At 27.1% G+C, this 17,939-nt stretch carries 16 protein-coding genes and 1 pseudogene; 15 read left to right on the top strand and 2 right to left on the bottom strand.

The features are described from left to right. Positions 1-17: 17 nt before the first annotated feature. Positions 18-212: a hypothetical protein gene (locus tag BN899_RS09595; RefSeq protein ID WP_042274925.1), complete on the bottom strand. Its 195-nt coding sequence runs from the start codon at positions 210-212 to the stop codon at positions 18-20. Between the two features lie 288 nt (positions 213-500). Between BN899_RS09595 and BN899_RS09590 the strand changes: the two genes are divergently transcribed. The 14 genes and pseudogenes from BN899_RS09590 to BN899_RS09525 all read left to right on the top strand — a co-directional run bounded on the left by BN899_RS09590 (position 501) and on the right by BN899_RS09525 (position 16,074). Beyond that, complete coding sequence (locus BN899_RS09590; protein ID WP_042274924.1) at positions 501-1,934, top strand: MATE family efflux transporter; 1,434 nt, start codon at positions 501-503, stop codon at positions 1,932-1,934. An 81-nt stretch (positions 1,935-2,015) separates the two neighbouring features. Next, on the top strand, positions 2,016-2,663 hold the full coding sequence (locus tag BN899_RS09585) for an FMN-dependent NADH-azoreductase (RefSeq protein WP_042274923.1): 648 nt from the start codon (positions 2,016-2,018) through the stop codon (positions 2,661-2,663). Between the two features lie 164 nt (positions 2,664-2,827). Next, complete coding sequence (locus BN899_RS09580; protein ID WP_242824142.1) at positions 2,828-4,261, top strand: APC family permease; 1,434 nt, start codon at positions 2,828-2,830, stop codon at positions 4,259-4,261. Between the two features lie 116 nt (positions 4,262-4,377). After that, a complete protein-coding gene (locus tag BN899_RS09575) occupies positions 4,378-5,187 on the top strand; it encodes a polysaccharide deacetylase family protein (protein WP_042274922.1) in 810 nt (269 codons plus the stop codon). A gap of 38 nt (positions 5,188-5,225) precedes the next feature. After that, the gene (locus tag BN899_RS09570) at positions 5,226-6,176 is read left to right on the top strand and encodes a peptidylprolyl isomerase (protein ID WP_042274921.1); all 951 of its coding nucleotides are present in this window, start codon (positions 5,226-5,228) and stop codon (positions 6,174-6,176) included. Between the two features lie 182 nt (positions 6,177-6,358). Next, positions 6,359-6,667 carry a YhdT family protein gene (locus BN899_RS09565; protein WP_042274920.1) on the top strand — a complete coding sequence of 103 codons (309 nt, stop codon included), beginning with the start codon at positions 6,359-6,361 and terminating at the stop codon, positions 6,665-6,667. Beyond that, positions 6,667-8,169, top strand: a complete 1,503-nt coding sequence (gene panF / locus BN899_RS09560; protein ID WP_042274919.1) for a sodium/pantothenate symporter — start codon at positions 6,667-6,669, stop codon at positions 8,167-8,169. Before BN899_RS09565 ends, panF begins: the two co-directional genes overlap by 1 nt. 124 nt (positions 8,170-8,293) lie before the next feature. Further along, positions 8,294-8,659 carry a hypothetical protein gene (locus BN899_RS09555; protein ID WP_042274918.1) on the top strand — a complete coding sequence of 122 codons (366 nt, stop codon included), beginning with the start codon at positions 8,294-8,296 and terminating at the stop codon, positions 8,657-8,659. A gap of 236 nt (positions 8,660-8,895) precedes the next feature. Then, complete coding sequence (locus tag BN899_RS09550; protein ID WP_042274917.1) at positions 8,896-9,846, top strand: alpha/beta hydrolase; 951 nt, start codon at positions 8,896-8,898, stop codon at positions 9,844-9,846. Between the two features lie 439 nt (positions 9,847-10,285). Continuing rightward, a complete protein-coding gene (locus BN899_RS09545) occupies positions 10,286-11,674 on the top strand; it encodes a cation:dicarboxylate symporter family transporter (RefSeq protein WP_042274916.1) in 1,389 nt (462 codons plus the stop codon). A 267-nt stretch (positions 11,675-11,941) separates the two neighbouring features. Next, complete coding sequence (locus tag BN899_RS09540) at positions 11,942-12,706, top strand: 3D domain-containing protein (RefSeq protein ID WP_242824141.1); 765 nt, start codon at positions 11,942-11,944, stop codon at positions 12,704-12,706. 117 nt (positions 12,707-12,823) lie between these two features. Next, a pseudogene (locus tag BN899_RS20820) lies at positions 12,824-14,555 on the top strand (phospho-sugar mutase). Between the two features lie 173 nt (positions 14,556-14,728). After that, a complete protein-coding gene (locus BN899_RS09530) occupies positions 14,729-15,556 on the top strand; it encodes a YihY/virulence factor BrkB family protein (protein WP_042274914.1) in 828 nt (275 codons plus the stop codon). 113 nt (positions 15,557-15,669) lie between these two features. Further along, positions 15,670-16,074, top strand: a complete 405-nt coding sequence (locus tag BN899_RS09525; RefSeq protein WP_042274913.1) for a hypothetical protein — start codon at positions 15,670-15,672, stop codon at positions 16,072-16,074. 69 nt (positions 16,075-16,143) lie between these two features. Here BN899_RS09525 and yaaA read toward each other — a convergent pair whose 3' ends face one another. Continuing rightward, the gene (yaaA, locus tag BN899_RS09520) at positions 16,144-16,914 is read right to left on the bottom strand and encodes a peroxide stress protein YaaA (RefSeq protein WP_042274912.1); all 771 of its coding nucleotides are present in this window, start codon (positions 16,912-16,914) and stop codon (positions 16,144-16,146) included. A 369-nt stretch (positions 16,915-17,283) separates the two neighbouring features. Here yaaA and BN899_RS09515 point away from each other — a divergent pair, with 369 nt between their 5' ends. After that, positions 17,284-17,910, top strand: coding sequence for a YitT family protein (locus BN899_RS09515; RefSeq protein ID WP_042274911.1), 627 nt, complete (start codon positions 17,284-17,286; stop codon positions 17,908-17,910). Positions 17,911-17,939: the final 29 nt, after the last annotated feature.

Genomic DNA, 17,939 nt, shown 5'->3' with positions numbered 1-17,939 from the left:
CTTATGTGTGTAGTTTTTTATTTATGATTACTTTCAAAGTTTGTATCATCATCTTTATTGTTTTTTAAAGGATATGAATTATTTTTATTAATAACTCTAAAATCTACAATATCTGTAGTTTCACTATCTGTACTTTCTATAATATCTAAACTATCTTTTATTTGCTGATGCTGATCATCATATTTATCAGTAAAATAAGTATTATCTTTCATATATTTAACTCCTTTAAAATAAATATTTATATTATATAGTATTTCAAAAACAAACCCATATATACTTTTAAAAATTTTAGATATCATATAAAAGTATATTAAAAATTAATTTATCAATATAAAGTTACAAATATTATAGTAATTATAAAATGATTAAGATGCATATTATATTAATAGCGAAACAAATTAATTAAACATAAAAAAGAGTTTCATATATGTAAATAATTTAACTTTAAGGAAATAGTTGTTAATGCAACTAAAAAGTATTAATAAAAAAGGAGGAATAATATGGATAGTCAACAAGTGTTAGGTACAGAGCCTATAAGAAAATTATTACTAAAATATTCTATACCAGCAATAATAGGTATGCTAGTAAATGCACTATATAATGTAGTAGATAGAATATTTATAGGAAATATACCAGGAGTTGGGCCATTAGCTATAACAGGACTTGGAATAACTATGCCAATAATGACCATAATATTAGCATTTGGGATGTTAATAGGTATAGGAACAGCTACAAATATATCTATTAAATTAGGTCAAGGTAAAAAAGAAGAGGCTCAAAAATTAATAGGAAATGCAATGACCCTTGCAGTAATTATAGGATTTATACTTACTTTCATAGGTATAGCATTTGCAGATAAAATACTTATATCATTTGGAGCGAGTGAAAGTACTTTAATTTATGCAAAAGACTATATAAATGTAATACTTATGGGAACTATATTTAACCTTTTAGCATTTTCTCTTAATCATTCAATTAGGGCAGATGGAAGTCCTAAGATTTCAGCTGGAATAATGGTGGTTGGTTGTGTTACTAATATAGTGCTAGATGCGGTATTTATATTTATATTTAATATGGGAATAAAAGGAGCGGCATATGCTACAATAACATCACAAGCTATAACCGCAATATTAACATTGAATTACTATTTATCAGGAAAATCAAATTTAAAATTTACAAAATCTAGCTTAAAACTTGAAAAAAAATTAATTATATCAGTATTTGCAATAGGATTATCTCCATTTGCTATGCAGCTTGCAGCTAGTATAGTTCAAGTTATATCAAATAATGCATTAAAAGTATATGGTGGAGATTTGGCAATAGGAGCAATGACAACTATATCTTCAATAAGTATGATTTTCTTAATGCCAATATTTGGGTTAAACCAAGGATCGCAACCTATTATAGGATTTAACTATGGTGCGAAAAAATATCTTAGAGCGAAAAAAACCTACTTAGCGTCGCTTATTGCGGCTACAATAATACTATTATTTGGTACTATTATTGTTCAATTATTCCCACAAGTTATTATAGGTTTATTTAATAGAGATGAAGAGCTTATGAGTATAACCGTTAGTGGAATTAGGATGTATTTATTAATGATGCCTATAGTAGGTATATCTATAACAGGAAGCAATTATATTCAATCTATAGGAAAAGCTAAGATCGCAATGTTTTTAAGCTTACTAAGACAAGTGATACTATTAATACCAATCATAATTATATTACCTAAATTTATAGGATTAAATGGTGTCTGGTTAGCACAACCAATATCAGATTTTATATCAACTTTTATAACAGGTATAATTTTATTTATAGAACTAAAAAGTTATAATAAAATATCAAAAGTAGGATATGAATCTGATAAGAAAGATTATAATAAAAATATAAATACAGAATTTGCAATTGAAAGCGATACAAAGGATTTAAGATAAGTTTTAAGCGACATACTCTTGGAATAATAAATTTTATTTAAGAAATAATAATAAAATAAAGATTATTTATGGAGGTATACGATGAAAAAATTACTATATATAAGTGTAAATTCAAAACCAGAAAACCTATCATCTAGTAAAAATGTAGCTAGAAAGTTTATAAATCGATTTTTAGAATTAAATAAAGATTTTGCTGTAGAAGAAATAGATCTTTATAAGCAACATATACCGAGACTAGAATATCAATATTTTGAAAAGAGAAACTGCATAAAAAAGGAAGAAGATGCAAATAAATTAGATGATAAAGATAAAAAAGAAGTGGAAAAAATAAGAAAATTATGTGAACAATTTAAAGAAGCTAATGTATATGTAATTGCAGCACCAATGTGGAGTTTATCATTTCCTGCACCTCTTAAAGAGTATATAGATTGCGTAATTCAAGATGGTGAAACTATAACATTTAATGAAGATAAACCGGAAGGGCTTTTAAATGATATAGATAGAAGTATGGTATATATACAATCATCAGGAGGACATATACCTTGGTTACTAAAGCCAGTTATGAATAAAGGATTAAATTACGTAGAAAGTATAATGAAATTTATAGGAATTAAAAAATTCGAAGAATTATTAGTAGATGGTACTGGAACTAGTGAAGAAGAAAGAGCGGAGGCTATTGAAAAAGCTAGTTATGAAATAGATGATATAATTAAATCAATGAAATATTAAAACTTAATATATGAATTATAAAATAGATAGGGTGAATTTATTTACTCTATCTATTTTATTTTGTTAACGAAAGGAAATAAAAGGTCGTAAAATGTTGAAAAATATAAATTTTATATTATAATAGAAAAATATAATAAAAATGACAATTTAATAAGGAGAAGGAAATGGAAAATAGGCAATCTATTGAAAATGAAAAACTTAAAAAAGAATTAGGGCTATCTGCTGCTTTATCTACAGTTGTAGGTATGGTAATTGGAGCAGGAGTATTCTTTAAACCTCAGTCAGTTTATATGTCGACAGGAGGAGAACCAGGACTTGGAATTATAGCATGGATAGTGGCTGGAATTATAACAATAACAGCAGGTCTTACAGCAGCCGAAGTTTCTGCAGCGATACCTAAAACTGGTGGAATGATGATATATATAAAAGAAATTTATGGAGATAAATTAGGATTTTTAACTGGATGGATGCAGACGGTTTTATTTTTCCCAGGGACAATAGCTGCTCTTGGAGTTATATTTGCAGAACAAGCTACATCTTTAATAGGCAACTCTTCATTATTATTACCTATAGCAGTAGGGATAATAATGATAGTTGCTGGATTAAATACTTTAGGTTCTAAAATTGGCGGTTCTATACAAACAGTATCTACAGTTTGTAAATTAATACCGCTTGTTCTTATAATGGTATTTGGGTTTATAAAAGGAAGTGGAGAAAATGGAATAGTACAACCACTTGTTGGAGAAAGTGTCAGTGTAGGTAGTGTGTTAGGACAAGTCTTAATAGCCATATTATTTGCTTATGATGGGTGGATAAATGTTGGAGCATTGGCTGGTGAAATGAAAAACCCAGAAAAAGATTTACCAAAAGCTATAATCGGTGGGTTATCAGTAGTTATGGCAGTGTATCTAATAATAAATTTAGCTTATCTTTGGGTGTTACCAGCTAGTGAATTAGCTAAATACTCAGCACCTGCAGCAGCAGTAGCAGAAGCGATATTTGGATCTGTTGGTGGTAAAATTATAACTATAGGTATATTAATATCAGTATTTGGAACGTTAAATGGATTTATTTTAACAGGATCAAGAGTAACATATACATTAGCTAATGAAAAAACTTTACCAGGATATAAAAGTCTTTCAAAATTAAATAATTCGCAAGTACCAGCAAACTCATTAATATTAATAGCAACACTTTCGTCATTATATGCATTATCGGGTCAATTTAATTTATTAACTGACTTAGCAGTTTTTGCAGTATGGATATTTTATGTCTTAACATTTATAGGAGTTATGAAGTTAAGAAAAGAACAACCGAATCTATATAGACCTTATAAAGTGCCACTATATCCAGTGATACCTTTAATAGCAATATTCAGTGGATCGTTTGTAGTAATTAACCAATTACTATTCTCAGGTATGAAGACTACAATGATATCAGTTGGAGGACTTATAATAACAGCTATAGGTATACCAGTATATAGTTATATGACAAAAAATAAAAAAATAAATTTAGAACAAATTATAGAAAACTCAAAGATATTTAGCTTTGAGTTTTTTTATACTATAATTTATTTTTTTAATTTTATATTTTACTGATAAAAGAAAAAAATTGACTAATAATATATAAAGGAAGTAAATACAAAGTATATTTAAATTTAATAAAAATTTAAAATTGTAATATATAAATTAAGACATAAAATGGAGGCATAACCATGGAGGCAAAAAATAAAGGAAAAATAATTATATTTTTAAGTACAGGAGTACTAACACTAGGAATAATTTCATCTAACATAAAAATAGGATATGGTTATACCAAAAATCATAAAGATTTTAGAAATGAAAATTTATCAGATACAACAATAACTGAAATTATCTATAATACAACGCAAGAAGTAAATAAAGGACCAATGAAAAGTTCTGGAAAGGTTGCCTATATAACAATCGATGATGGACCATCTAAATATACAGATAGGATTATAGAAATCTTGGATAAATATAATGCAAAGGGAACATTCTTTATGATAGATAGAAACATGAAGAGTTATCCAGAACAAGTTAAAAATATTGTTGAAAGCGGAAATACTGCAGGATTTCATAGTGTATCTCATGATATACATAAATTGTATAAAAAAAATATTTCTGCTAAGGAAGAATTTGATATAAATAGAAAAACATTTTATGATATTACAGGTCAAGAATCTAGTCTAGTAAGGTTACCTTATGGAAGTAAGCCATATACACCATCTGAATCATATAAAGCATTAGTAGATGCAAATTATAAAGTCTGGGATTGGAATGTTGACACAGAAGATTGGAAGTCTGACTCAAATAAAATCTTAGAAAATGTAAAAATGTATTCTAAAAATGAGGATGACATAGTAGTTTTAATTCATGAAAAAAAACAAACAGTAGAATCCTTAGATAAAGTACTTAAGTATTTATCAGAACAAGGGTATGAACTCTTACCTATAAGCCAAAGTCAAGATCCTAAAAATTTTTGGATAGGAAATTTATATAAATAAGTTAGCATAAAAAGATACAACAGATGAGGTGCATTATAGTGAAAAAGACATTTTATATTGGGATGATTAGTTTATTATCTTTCTCAATAATAGGTTGTAGTAATAAAAATATTGCAACAGTAAATGGAATTAATATAACAAAAGAACAGTATGAAAAAACAATGGATATAATAAATCATACAAATAAATATAAGGATATAAATTATGTTGATAAAATAGAAAATAAAAATAATAAAGATATAAAAAATAATGTATTATCTTTTATGATTGACAACGAAGTTTTATATCAAAAGGCAAAAGAAGAAGGGTTTACGCCAAAATCAGAAGATGTTGAACTAAAATATAAAGAAATAGAAAATGCTTTAAATAAAAATATTAAATATAAAAAATTAATAAATGAACTTAATTTAGATAAAGAATACTTAATGGAAGAAGTAAAAAAAGATATGACCATAAATAATTATAAATTAGATTTTGAAAATAAGATAAAAATAGGTAATGATGATATACAAAAGTATTATTTTCAAAATAAAAATGACTTTAAAATTAAAGAAATAAATGCATCGCATATTTTAATATCTAATTTAGATAAAGACAATAAATTAGTAAATAAAGAAGAAAATGAAGCATTAAGAAAAAAGGCTAATAATATATTAATCAGAATACATAATGGAGAAAGTTTTGAAGAATTAGCAAAAGAGTATTCAGATGACAAATCAAGTGGAAAAAATGGTGGACAATTAGGTTACTTTAATAAAGGAGATAAAAATATAGAGTTTACAAATGAAGTTTTTAAATTAAATAAAGGTGAGATTTCTAACATTATTGAAACTAGTCAAGGGTATCATATAGTAAAAGTTAATGATAAGATTGATAAATTAAAATCTATAAAAGAAAGTGAAGGTGATATAAATAAAGAAATACTAAAAAAACTTTATATAGAACATATTGAAAATTTAAACAAAGAGTCAGATATAAAAATAAATTAGATTTTAATCAACCACCTTATACAAGGTGGTTTTGTATTCAAAATACAAAATTAGTCAAAATATATAAAAATATGTTATTATAGACAAGTATAAAAAATAGCTTATTAATTTATAATAAAGGAAATTATACTTATAAATTAATAAGCTATTTTTAGGATACTAGTAAAGAAAGGAGAATATTTATGAAATCTAAAAAAATTATAGAAGACCCAAGATTTAAACAATGCAATAAAGAAGCGATTATGGGATTAGGTCTTGGTGTAGTTAACCTTATATGGTGGTTTGGATGGGGATATGGATTAGGTAAGAAGCCTATTTCGGAGTATACATATATATTAGGATTTCCAACTTGGTTTTTTATGAGTTGCATAGTAGGAGGGATACTTTTTTCTATACTAACTGTAATTATGATAAATAAATATTTTAAAGATATGTCTCTAGAAGGTTTAACGAAAGAAGAAATTGAAAAATATACTAAGGAGTTCGATTAATGGATAGTGTGAATTTTGGAGTATTAATTCCTATAATAGTTTATTTTATAGCAATTTTCGCTGTAGGATTTTACTCGATGAAATTTGTAAATAAAGCAAGATATTCTAACAATAAAAATAATGAATTTATGGATGAATATATGACAGGTGGTAGAGGGTTAGGTGGATTTGTTCTTGCAATGACATTAGTCACTACATATTTAAGTGCAGGAAGTTTTATAGGTGGACCGGGTACTGCTTATACAGAAGGGCTAGCATGGGTATTTTTAGCTATGGCTCAAATGCCAACAGGATATTTTACATTAGCGGTGCTAGGAAAAAAATTCGCAATCATATCAAGAAAAATAAATGCAGTTACAATAACAGACTTTTTAAGAGAAAGATATAAATCAGATATAGTTGTTATAATAACATCTATATCAATAGTAGTATTTTTTATAGCAGCAATGGCTGCACAATGGGTAGGGGCAGCTAGACTGTTACAAGGTTCAGTAGGATTAGATTATAATACTGCGCTAACCGCATTTGGTATAACTGTAATTGTTCATACTGTAATTGGAGGATTTAGAGCAGTAACACTATCAGATACAATACAAGGTGTAATAATGACAATTGCAACTATTTTGATATTTATAACAACCGTTATAGCAGGTGGAGGAGTAGAAAATATTGTTCAAAATATGGCTATGATTAACCCTGGTATGATAACTCCATTTGGAGTTACTGAAGGAAAAATGACTATACTTTGGGTAACATCATTTTGGATATTAGTAGGGTTCGCAGTAGTTGGAATACCTTCAGTATCTCAAAGGGCGATGAGTTATAAGGATACTAAAAGTTTACATCAGGGTATAAAGTATGGGACAGTTGTATCAATGATTTTATTACTTGGCATGCATTTAGTAGGAGCATTTGGATCTACTTTAGTAATAGGAATAGAGTCAGGAGATTTAGTTATTCCAACACTGACAACTAAGCTTTTTCCATCAGTGCTAGCAGGTATACTTTTAGCAGGTCCACTTGCATCTATAATGTCTACAGTTGATTCTCAACTTTTAGTAGCATCAGGATCGATAGTAAATGATATAATAGTAAATTATATAAAGCCTAGCTTAAAAGATAATTCAAGAAAAATCGGTAAAATAAGCATAATAGCTACGGCTCTTATTGGGATAGCAATATATATAGTTGCCATTAACCCACCAGATTTAATAGTATGGCTAAATCTTTACGCAAATGCGGGGATAATAGCTACATTTTTATGGCCTATAATTTTAGGATTATATTGGAAAAGAGCTAATGACAAAGGAGCTATAGTATCTATAATATCGGGTATAGGAAGCTACATATTATTTAGCTATGTATGGCCTAGACCCTTTGGAACACATACAATAGTATTACCACTTTTAATATCGTTAGTATTATTTATAATAGTATCTAAATTTACAAAAGCCCCAGAAGATGAAGTTATAGAACTATTTTGGGGGATATATCATAAGTAACGTAAGAATGCCTTGTCCTAACAAGGTATTTTTTATTATAAAAGCATTTTATAGTAGTAAAGTAAGTATTATTGAATATAATTTAATATCGATAATACTAACCGTGAAGGAGCGAAGCAAATTTATGGATAATAAAAATAAATCACAAACTGGAAATAAAAATAATAATTCTTGTAATGACAATCCAGGGAAGGATAGAGGTTTAGGTTTAGCGTCTTTTTCATACGCAGACTTTATACTATTATCATCTACAATATCATACGCATTAGGAGAAGAACTAAATGATGTAGATTTAGCACTTTTAATAGTTTTTCTAGGAATGGTTTCATCAGATCTTGCACTTATTTCAACTCAAGGGAGAATACAAAGGACTTTAGGTACAGAACAAGCTGAAGAAGACGTTGTAGCAGAAGAAGAAAGTATAATAGGGGGTACAGTTGTCATACCTACTGGTGGAAGAAATAGTAAAACAAAAAAAGAAAACGTATAAAGCGTATAAAAAAATAAAAAAAGTAACTTTTTAGTAATATTAACTTACGGAGAGTTACTTTTTTTATAATTAAAATTAGTTTGAAATAGTTAGGAAATTAAATATTTTATAATTAAAACTATTTTGATATAATAAAATTTATAAATAATGGATTCATATAAATGGGTAAATATAATTACATAGCAATAATATAAAAATATAAATTTTACTATTGTAGTAAGATAGGAGAATGGTTTATGAAAGTAACGAATTTTACATTTAAAGGAAAAGAAAATCTAGATATAAATGTATATAAGTGGGAGGATGAAGAAATAAGGCCTAAGGCAATAGTTCAAATTGCTCATGGTATGTCAGAAACTGCTGATAGGTATGAGTATTTCGCAGATAAGTTAACTAAGAATGGATATAAAGTATACATAAATGACCATAGAGGTCATGGTAAAACGGCTAAACACATAGATAATGTAGGATACTTAGCTGATAAAGATGGATTTCAATGTTTAGTTGAGGATATGAATACACTAACTAATATAATAAAAAATGAAGACAAAGATTTACCTATATATTTATTTGGACATAGTATGGGTTCATTTGCATCTCAAAGATACATAATGGAATACGGAAATAATTTAGATGGACTTATATTATCAGGTTCAAATGGAAAGCATGGCTTTATATTAAATTTAGCAGATATAGTTATATCAAATGAAATAAAAAAGTATGGGAGAAAATATAGAAGCAAGAAATTAGATAATTTAATATTTGGTGGAAACAATAGAAAATTTAAACCATCAAGAACAGAATTTGATTGGTTAAGCAGAGACAATGGTGAGGTTGACAAGTATATAAATAACCCTTTTTGTGGAGTGTTGTTTACGGCAGGGTTCTTTTATGATTTTGTTCAAGGCTTGAAAGAAATTGAAAGTAAAGAAAATCTTAAAAGAATTCCAATAGGTTTACCTATTTATATTATGTCAGGGGATAAAGATCCTATAGGTAAAAATGGTAAAGGTGTTTTAAGGCTTAAAGATAGATATATAGATTTAGGAGTAAAGGATGTCTCATGTAAATTGTATGAAGGGGGAAGACATGAGATGTTAAATGAAATAAATAAAGATGAAGTTATAGAGAATATATTAAGTTGGATAGATAGCAAGGTTAAGTTAAAAGAGGTTAAAAATGTATAAGAAAATATGAAATTACATAGATAATTAGAAATATTACTAAAAAGTTTAGATAAAATAAGTAAAATAAAGGATTAATACTAAAATACAAGTCAAAAATTAAGAAAAAAGGAAGCAAACTTTAGAAAAATATAGAAAAATAGAAAAAAACTTAAAATATTGTCAAAATATTATTGACACAAAACTGTTAATAATATATCATGATTTGTGTAAGAGTAATAAAATTAACAAAAAAGTTAAATATTTATTTAACAGCAATTATACTTTTGTATTGTGTAGGGAAAACGTATTTATAGGATATTTATTAAATATTTAAATTATACTTAAGTATTATAGTGTAGAATTTAGTTAAAAAATATTTAAGCTTAAAACAATCCCAAATAGGGTATGGGGTTTATTTAAAAAACATTAAAAATTTAATTTCACATCGTGGAGGAGAAAAATGGGAGAAAGTTCATTCTTATCACAGTTCCTTATGGTTACAGACATTAAGACAGTTATTTTTATAGCTGTACTTTTAGGAACATTTGTTATTGTTAAGCAATTTGAAAAGAAAAAAGTTAAATTCTCAACAAGAACAATTTATGCAACAATAATAGGTCTTATATTAGGTGTCATAATACAATTAGTAGCAGGTCTTCCAGAAGACCCATCAAAAGTGACTTGGTTACAAGAAGTAAGCAAATGGTATGGATTATTTGGATCAGGGTTTATGGATTTATTAAAAATGTTAGTTGTTCCAATGGTATTTGTATCAATATTAAGAGTTATCATCAATATGGGTGATGGAGATAACTTAGGAACATTAACATTTAGATCATTAGGAATGTTACTTGCAACAACTGCACTTGCGGCTATAGTAGGTATAGTAGTTGGTAATGTTATGAAATTAGGTGTTGGTGCAGAAGTAGCTGGAATAGAAACTCCAGAACTTAGAGAAATAACTCCTTTAGTAGATACTATAAGAGGATTGTTACCATCAAATCCAGTAGCATCAATGGCTGAAGGTAATATAGTAGCAATAATAATATTTGCAACATTCTTAGGTCTTGCAGTTAAGAGATTAAATAAAAAATATGCTGAACTAATAAAACCATTTGTTGATTTAGTAGAAGCATTTTATAAAATAATAGTAAGTGTTGCTATGACTGTTATTAAGTTTATGCCATATGCAGTTGTTGCATTACTTGCAAATACTTTAACAGCTCGTGGATTATCATCTATGGTATCAGTTGTTCAGTTTATAGTAGCTTTATATGTATCAGTAGCAATACTATTTATAATACATTTAGTAATAATAACTTTAAATGGGTTAAATCCTGTAACTTATATAAAAAATGCAGCAGAACCTTTACTTTTAGCATTTACTTCTCGTTCAAGCTTAGGTACATTACCTGTAACTATAGAAGCATTAACAGAAAAGCAAGGTGTTGAAGAAGGTGTAGCAAGTTTCACTGCAAGTTTAGGCGCTAATATGGGTATGAATGGATGTGCTGGTATATATCCTGCATTAATGGCTATAACTATAGCGAATATGGCCGGAGTAGATAAAGATATAAGCTTCTATGTTATGTTATTAGTAGTTATAACTATAAGTTCATTAGGTATAGCAGGTCTTCCAGGAACTGCAACAATGGCAGTATCAGTAGTTTTATCAGGTGTTGGATTAGGTTCATACTTCCCATTAGCTGGTGGTATAATAGCTATAGACCCAATATTAGATATGGGTAGAACTATGATAAATGTAAACGGAGCTACTACTACAGCTATAACAGTTGGTAACTCACTTGGAAAAATGGATAAAGAAACGTTTAATAAAAATAACGCTTAATATATAAAACCTTCAACTAAATAATAGTTGGAGGTTTTTTTATACAAAATATAATGAAATAAAATTGAACTATATTTTGACAAAATTAGAAATTGACAATGCCAAAGTCAAAAGTTACAATTTAGTTACATAAATTCACCGGTGCATTAATATAATATAAAAACGTATTAAAGTCTGAAAATATTTAGGCTCATAAAGTTTATAATTTTATGTTTATTATAAAAATGAGGAGGAGAATATTATGGACAAGAAGTATAAAAAAATATAGTGATAGGTTTAACAAGTATATGTTTATTAGGATTATCATTAGGTGGATATTGTGTTTTTAATAAAGAACAAATCAGCTTAACTGTTAAGGGGAAAGAAGTGAAAGTATCAACATTTAAAAATACTGTTAAAGATTTATTGGATGAAAATAGCGTAAAATACGATAGTAATGATAAGATAACTCCAAGTCTAGATTCAAAATTAACTGACAATATGAAAATAAAAGTTATTGATATAAGTAAAAAGCAAGAACGTGAATATGAAGATATAGCCTTTGAAGTTAAATTAGTAGATGACAAAAATTTATTAAAAGGAAAAACTGAGGTAGAAGCAGAAGGAGAACTAGGAAAAAAAGAATTAGTATATGACTTAACTTATCATGATGGAAAATTGGTAGAAAAAAAATTAATAAATGAAAATATATCAAAAGACCCAGTTGATAAAATAGTAAAAAAAGGAGCAAAAGAAGAGTTTATTGTTGCATCTAGAGGAAGTAATTCTAGACGTATAAGTGTAGAAGCTACAGCTTATTCAGGAGATGGAATAACATCTACAGGAACAATACCTAAGTGGGGAACAATAGCAGTAGACCCAAGAATTATACCATATGGATCAAAGGTATATATACCTCAATTTAATAAAACTTTTACGGCTGAAGATTGTGGAGGGGCTATAAAAGGTAATATAATAGATATATTCATGGGAAGCAATAGTGAAGCTTATAAATGGGGAAGACGTAGAATTGATATATATGTCACTAACTAAAGTATAAGCTATAATATATTTACTTAATATTAGAAATATTATAAAATTAGATTGACAAAGTAATGATATTTAATAAAAATTAATATAAAAGCTTATGAAGAAGGGGAGATTGAAATTATGGAGTGTACAAAGCAAAGAGAGATTGAAATTAATGATTATGTGAGGCAATATGAAGAGTGGTTAAATAATTCATACTTTGATGAAAATACTAAAAATGAATTAAGAAAAATCGAGGGGGATAAAAAAGAAATCGAAGATAGATTCTATAAGGATTTAGAATTTGGTACAGCTGGACTTAGGGGAGTAATAGCAGCTGGTAGAAATAGAATAAATATATACACAGTAAGAAGAGCTACATTTGGTCTTGCAAACTATATAATAAAAAATACTACAGAAGAGGAAAAAAATAGAGGAGTAGTGATAGCACATGATAATAGACATATGTCTAGGGAATTTTGTATAGAAACTGCTAATACTTTAGCAGCATGTGGAATAAAAGCATACATATTCGACAGCTTAAGAACTACACCAGAATTATCTTTTGCAGTTAGAAACCTAAATGCTATATCAGGAGTAGTAATAACAGCAAGCCATAATCCAACTGAATACAATGGGTATAAAGTATATTGGGAAGATGGAGCTCAAGTTATGCCTCATATTGCAAGTGCTATAACTGAAGAGATAAATAGTATACATGATTATAGCATTATACCTACGTTAACTGAAGAGAATAAAAACTTAGTTATAATGTTAGATGAAAAAGAAGATACAAATTTTATAGAAGCTGTAAAAAGTCAAATAATAAGACCTGAATTAGTAAAAAAATGTTGGAAGAGATTTTAAAATAGTTTATACACCACTTTGTGGAACAGGAAATGTACCAATAAGAAGAGCTTTAAACGAGGTAGGGTTTGAAGATGTATTAGTTGTTAAAGAAGAAGAAACACCAGATCCTAATTTTTCTGGTATAGATTATCCGAATCCAGAAGATAAAAAAGCTTTACAAAGAGGTATTGAACTTGCTAAATGTGAAGGTGCAGACCTTGTAATAGCAACAGATCCAGACTGTGATAGAGTAGGAGTTGCTGTTAAAACTACAAGTGGAGATTATGTATTACTTACAGGAAACCAAATAGGTGGAATGCTAACTAATTATATAATAGAAGGGTTAAAAGAAAAAAATGAATTAAAAGAAAACCCTGCTCTTATAAAAACTATAGTTACATCAGAATTTGGAGCTGATATTGCTAAGGCAAACAATGTAGATGTATTAAATGTATTAACAGGATTTAAATTTATAGGAGAGAAAATAAAATTATTTGAACAAACTAAAGAAAATACTTATGTATTTGGATATGAAGAAAGTTATGGATATTTAGTAGGAACTCACGCTAGAGATAAAGATGGAGTTGTAGCATCTTTACTAATATCTGAAATGGCAGCATTTTATCATTCTAAAGGAATGAGCTTATATGAAGGTTTAATTGAACTTTACAATAAATATGGATTCTTCAAAGAAGAGACAATATCTTTAACATTAAAAGGAATAGAAGGTTTAGCTAAAATAAAAGATATAATATTATTCTTTAGAGAAAATGATATAAAAGATATAAATAATATAAAGGTAGTTGATAGTAAAGATTATTCTAAAGGAATAGACGATTTACCTAAAGCTGATGTATTAAAGTATTTCTTAGAAGATGGATCTTGGGTTGCTATAAGACCTTCAGGTACAGAGCCTAAGCTTAAATTTTATATAGCAGTGAAAGGTGAAGATGAAAATATAGCAAATGAGAAAATAAAAGGAATAAAAGCTTATATAGAGAACACTATAGAAAAGTTAATGTAAAACATAAAAGGATATAACTTAAGTTATATCCTTTTTATGTTAAAATTATATACTGATATAATAAGGATATATCTTTAATATAAATAATTATCATATATAAAAGATGTTAATCATAATTATTTACGAATACTTATAAAAAATATAAGGCAAACATCTAAGAAAGGAGGAATTTTATGGTAAAGGTAGATAAAAAAAGTATTAGAAATATAATACAAGAATCAAATTATAGTGAAATAAATTCAAAGGCAGCGGAGATGTCTTTTTATTTAATGCTATCTCTCTTTCCATTTTTGATGTTTACCATAAGTAGTATAGTATATATACCAATACTTCATTTAAATAAATATATAGGTTTAGTCGAAAATATAATGCCTGAAAGTGCATTTGTAATAGTATTAACAATAATAAATTCAGCTAGAGATAATAAGAGCATAAGCTTTATTATAATGAGTTTTTTTCTTACAGTTTGGACATCATCAAGAGCCGTAAGAGCTATAATAAGAGGCGCTAATAAGTCATATGGAGTAAAAGAAACTAGATCATATATAAAGGTGTTTATAATAGGGTTATTATTTACGGTTGGGCTTTTACTTTTGATTTTTTCATCAATGATATTTTTAGTTTATGGAGAAAAAATAGGGTACTTTTTATTTGATCTTATAGGATTAGACAATATATTTATTAATATATGGGATATATGCAGGTATACAATAGGAATAATAACTATAATTTTAATACTTATGAATTTATATAAATATACACCAAATAAAAAAGTAAGCACAAAAGAATCTATTCCGGGAGCTATAGTAGCAACATTTGGATGGATTTTAGTGTCATTTTTTTACTCTTATTATTCAAATTATTTTGCAAACTATGAGGTTATATATGGAAGTATAGGTGGAATAATTGTACTTATAACGTGGATTTATTTAAGTAGTTGGGCAATATTAATTGGATCTGAAGTAAATGCAAGATTATATTCTAGAAAAAATAATAGATAATTAAAGCAAAATGTAGAAAAAAAGAAAAAAATGTAACTTGTAATGATTATTTTCATAGTATATTATATGAGAAATATTTCTCATAAAATAATATTAAATGGAGATGTATTATTATGAGTAGAGATTTTGGTTGTGAATCTAGAAGAAGAAGAATATCAAGCAACAATAATAATAATTTTATAGATCAAAGAGAAATGGAAGCTACAAGAGAAGCTTGGAGACAATTTAATGAATTTAATGAATTTAACGAGTTTAATGAATTTGATAGATTTAATGAATTTGGCGAAGATTGTATACTAAGTTTCGATGATCCTCGATTCGATGAAAGACATAACTGCGATAGAGATAGAGATAGAGACCATGACTGCTGTTGCAATAGAGATAGAGATCATGACTGCTGTTGCAAGAGAGATAGAGATCATGATTGCTGTTGCAAGAGAGATAGAGATCATGATTGCTGTTGCAAGAGAGATAGAAATCATGATTGCTGTAAATGTCACAAATGCTGTTGTAGATAGTAATTGATATAAAAAAGACTATGAATTTTTATAGTCTTTTTTATATACTAAAAATATAAAATTTTATATTTATCGAGTAAATGTAAACACTTCATCACTAGATAAATCAGGATTAAATTTATATCCTTCCTTATTAAAGAACTTAAGAGTTTCTATATTATTAACTTTGTTCTTTACAATATACTCAACCATATATCCGCGAGCCTTTTTAGCATAAAGCCCCTTTACTTTGTATGTATCATCAATAGAATTGTATTCTTTAAATACAATGTCTACAAACTTATAAGATTGCTTTAGAAGCTTTAAGTCGATGCATTTAATATACTCGGAAGAAGCTAAGTTAACTAAGACTGGATTATCATGATTTTTTAATTCGTTCATAATATAATTAGTTATTTTGGATTTCCAAAACTTATATAAATCTTTTCCGCAATTATTGTCAAGTTTTGCCTTCATTTCAAGCCTATAAGGCTGTATCATATCTAGTGGACTTAAAATTCCATAAAGTCCAGACAGAATTCTTAATGATTTATTTGCAAAATCAATATCAAGATTATTAAAACTTGAAACATTCATAGAGCTAAATACTTCACCATCAAAAGCAAGTATACTTTGCAGTCTTTTGTTATCAGATTTATTAAAGTTTGAATATCTATTAAAGTTTAAATTTGATAATTCATCACTTAGGTTCATTAAACTTTTTATATCAGAGATTGGTAGCATTTTTAATAAATTTATAAGATAATCAACTTCATCGGAGAAAATAGGTGTTGAAGATTTATTCAATTTTATATTTTTATCAAAATTCATAGTTGTAGTTGGAGAAATTATAGTTATCAATGTTGTTCACCTCTTATTTTATAATAATAAATATTATATACCAAATATATATATGTTTAAATCATAACTATATAAAAAGGGTTAGTACAAAGGATAGTATTTCTAAACAAATAAAAAAATTATATAAACATGGATTTATTTATACTAAATATAAAAAGTATTAATATAAACTTTTTGAAAAAGTGATATATGTGAAATAGTTGAAAATACTTAAGTGTAGATATGGAAATATAAAAAATAAAAAAATGATTAAAAAATCATTGAAAAAAAATAAAAAAAATAGTATAATTTTAAGTTTCAAAAAGTCGTGTATACAAAGCTATATTTATCTAATATAATAAAGTAAATTAAGAAAAAGGAAGGGATATTATGGCCGATCGGCGACTTTTAAAAACCATAGGGCTTATACTTTTAGGATCATTTATATTAGCATTTGGTTTTTACAATTTTTATTATTTAAACAATATAACAGAAGGTGGAGTGTTAGGACTTTTACTACTGTTAAAGAATCTATTCAATATACAACCAGCACTAGCAAATATAGTAATTGATGGAGCACTTCTTTTAATAGGATATAAATTCTTTGGTAAAAAATTCTTTATATATTCTATAATTGCATCATTAAGTTTTTCATTTATGTATGATTGGTTTGAAGCTATAGGGCCACTTGTACCCAAAATTGATAGTATGTTTTTATCTACTATACTTGCAGGAATAAGCGTTGGTGTTGGGGTAGGACTTATCGTTAAAGCGGGTGCTGCTGCTGGAGGCGATGATGCTTTAGCATTAGTTATTGCTAAGACTACATCTTTAAATGTTGGTCAGGTGTATTTATTAGGAGATGTTTGTATATTAATTTTATCACTTTTATATTTATCAGTATTTGATGTATTTTACTCTTTAATAGCTGTAACTATAAGTGGTAAAGTTATAGATTATATCTATTATTATAACAATTCAAATAATGATTCAAAAAATCTTATTGAAAATATATAAAAAAAAGATAGGGCGTAAGTTATTTACGC

Origin of the sequence: Faecalimicrobium dakarense, from assembly GCF_000499525.1 — a bacterium.
Taxonomy (GTDB): Bacteria; Bacillota; Clostridia; order Peptostreptococcales; family Peptostreptococcaceae; genus Faecalimicrobium; species Faecalimicrobium dakarense.
The sequence above is the reverse complement of the archived record's forward strand: the minus strand, read 5'-3'. Positions and strand labels throughout refer to the sequence as shown.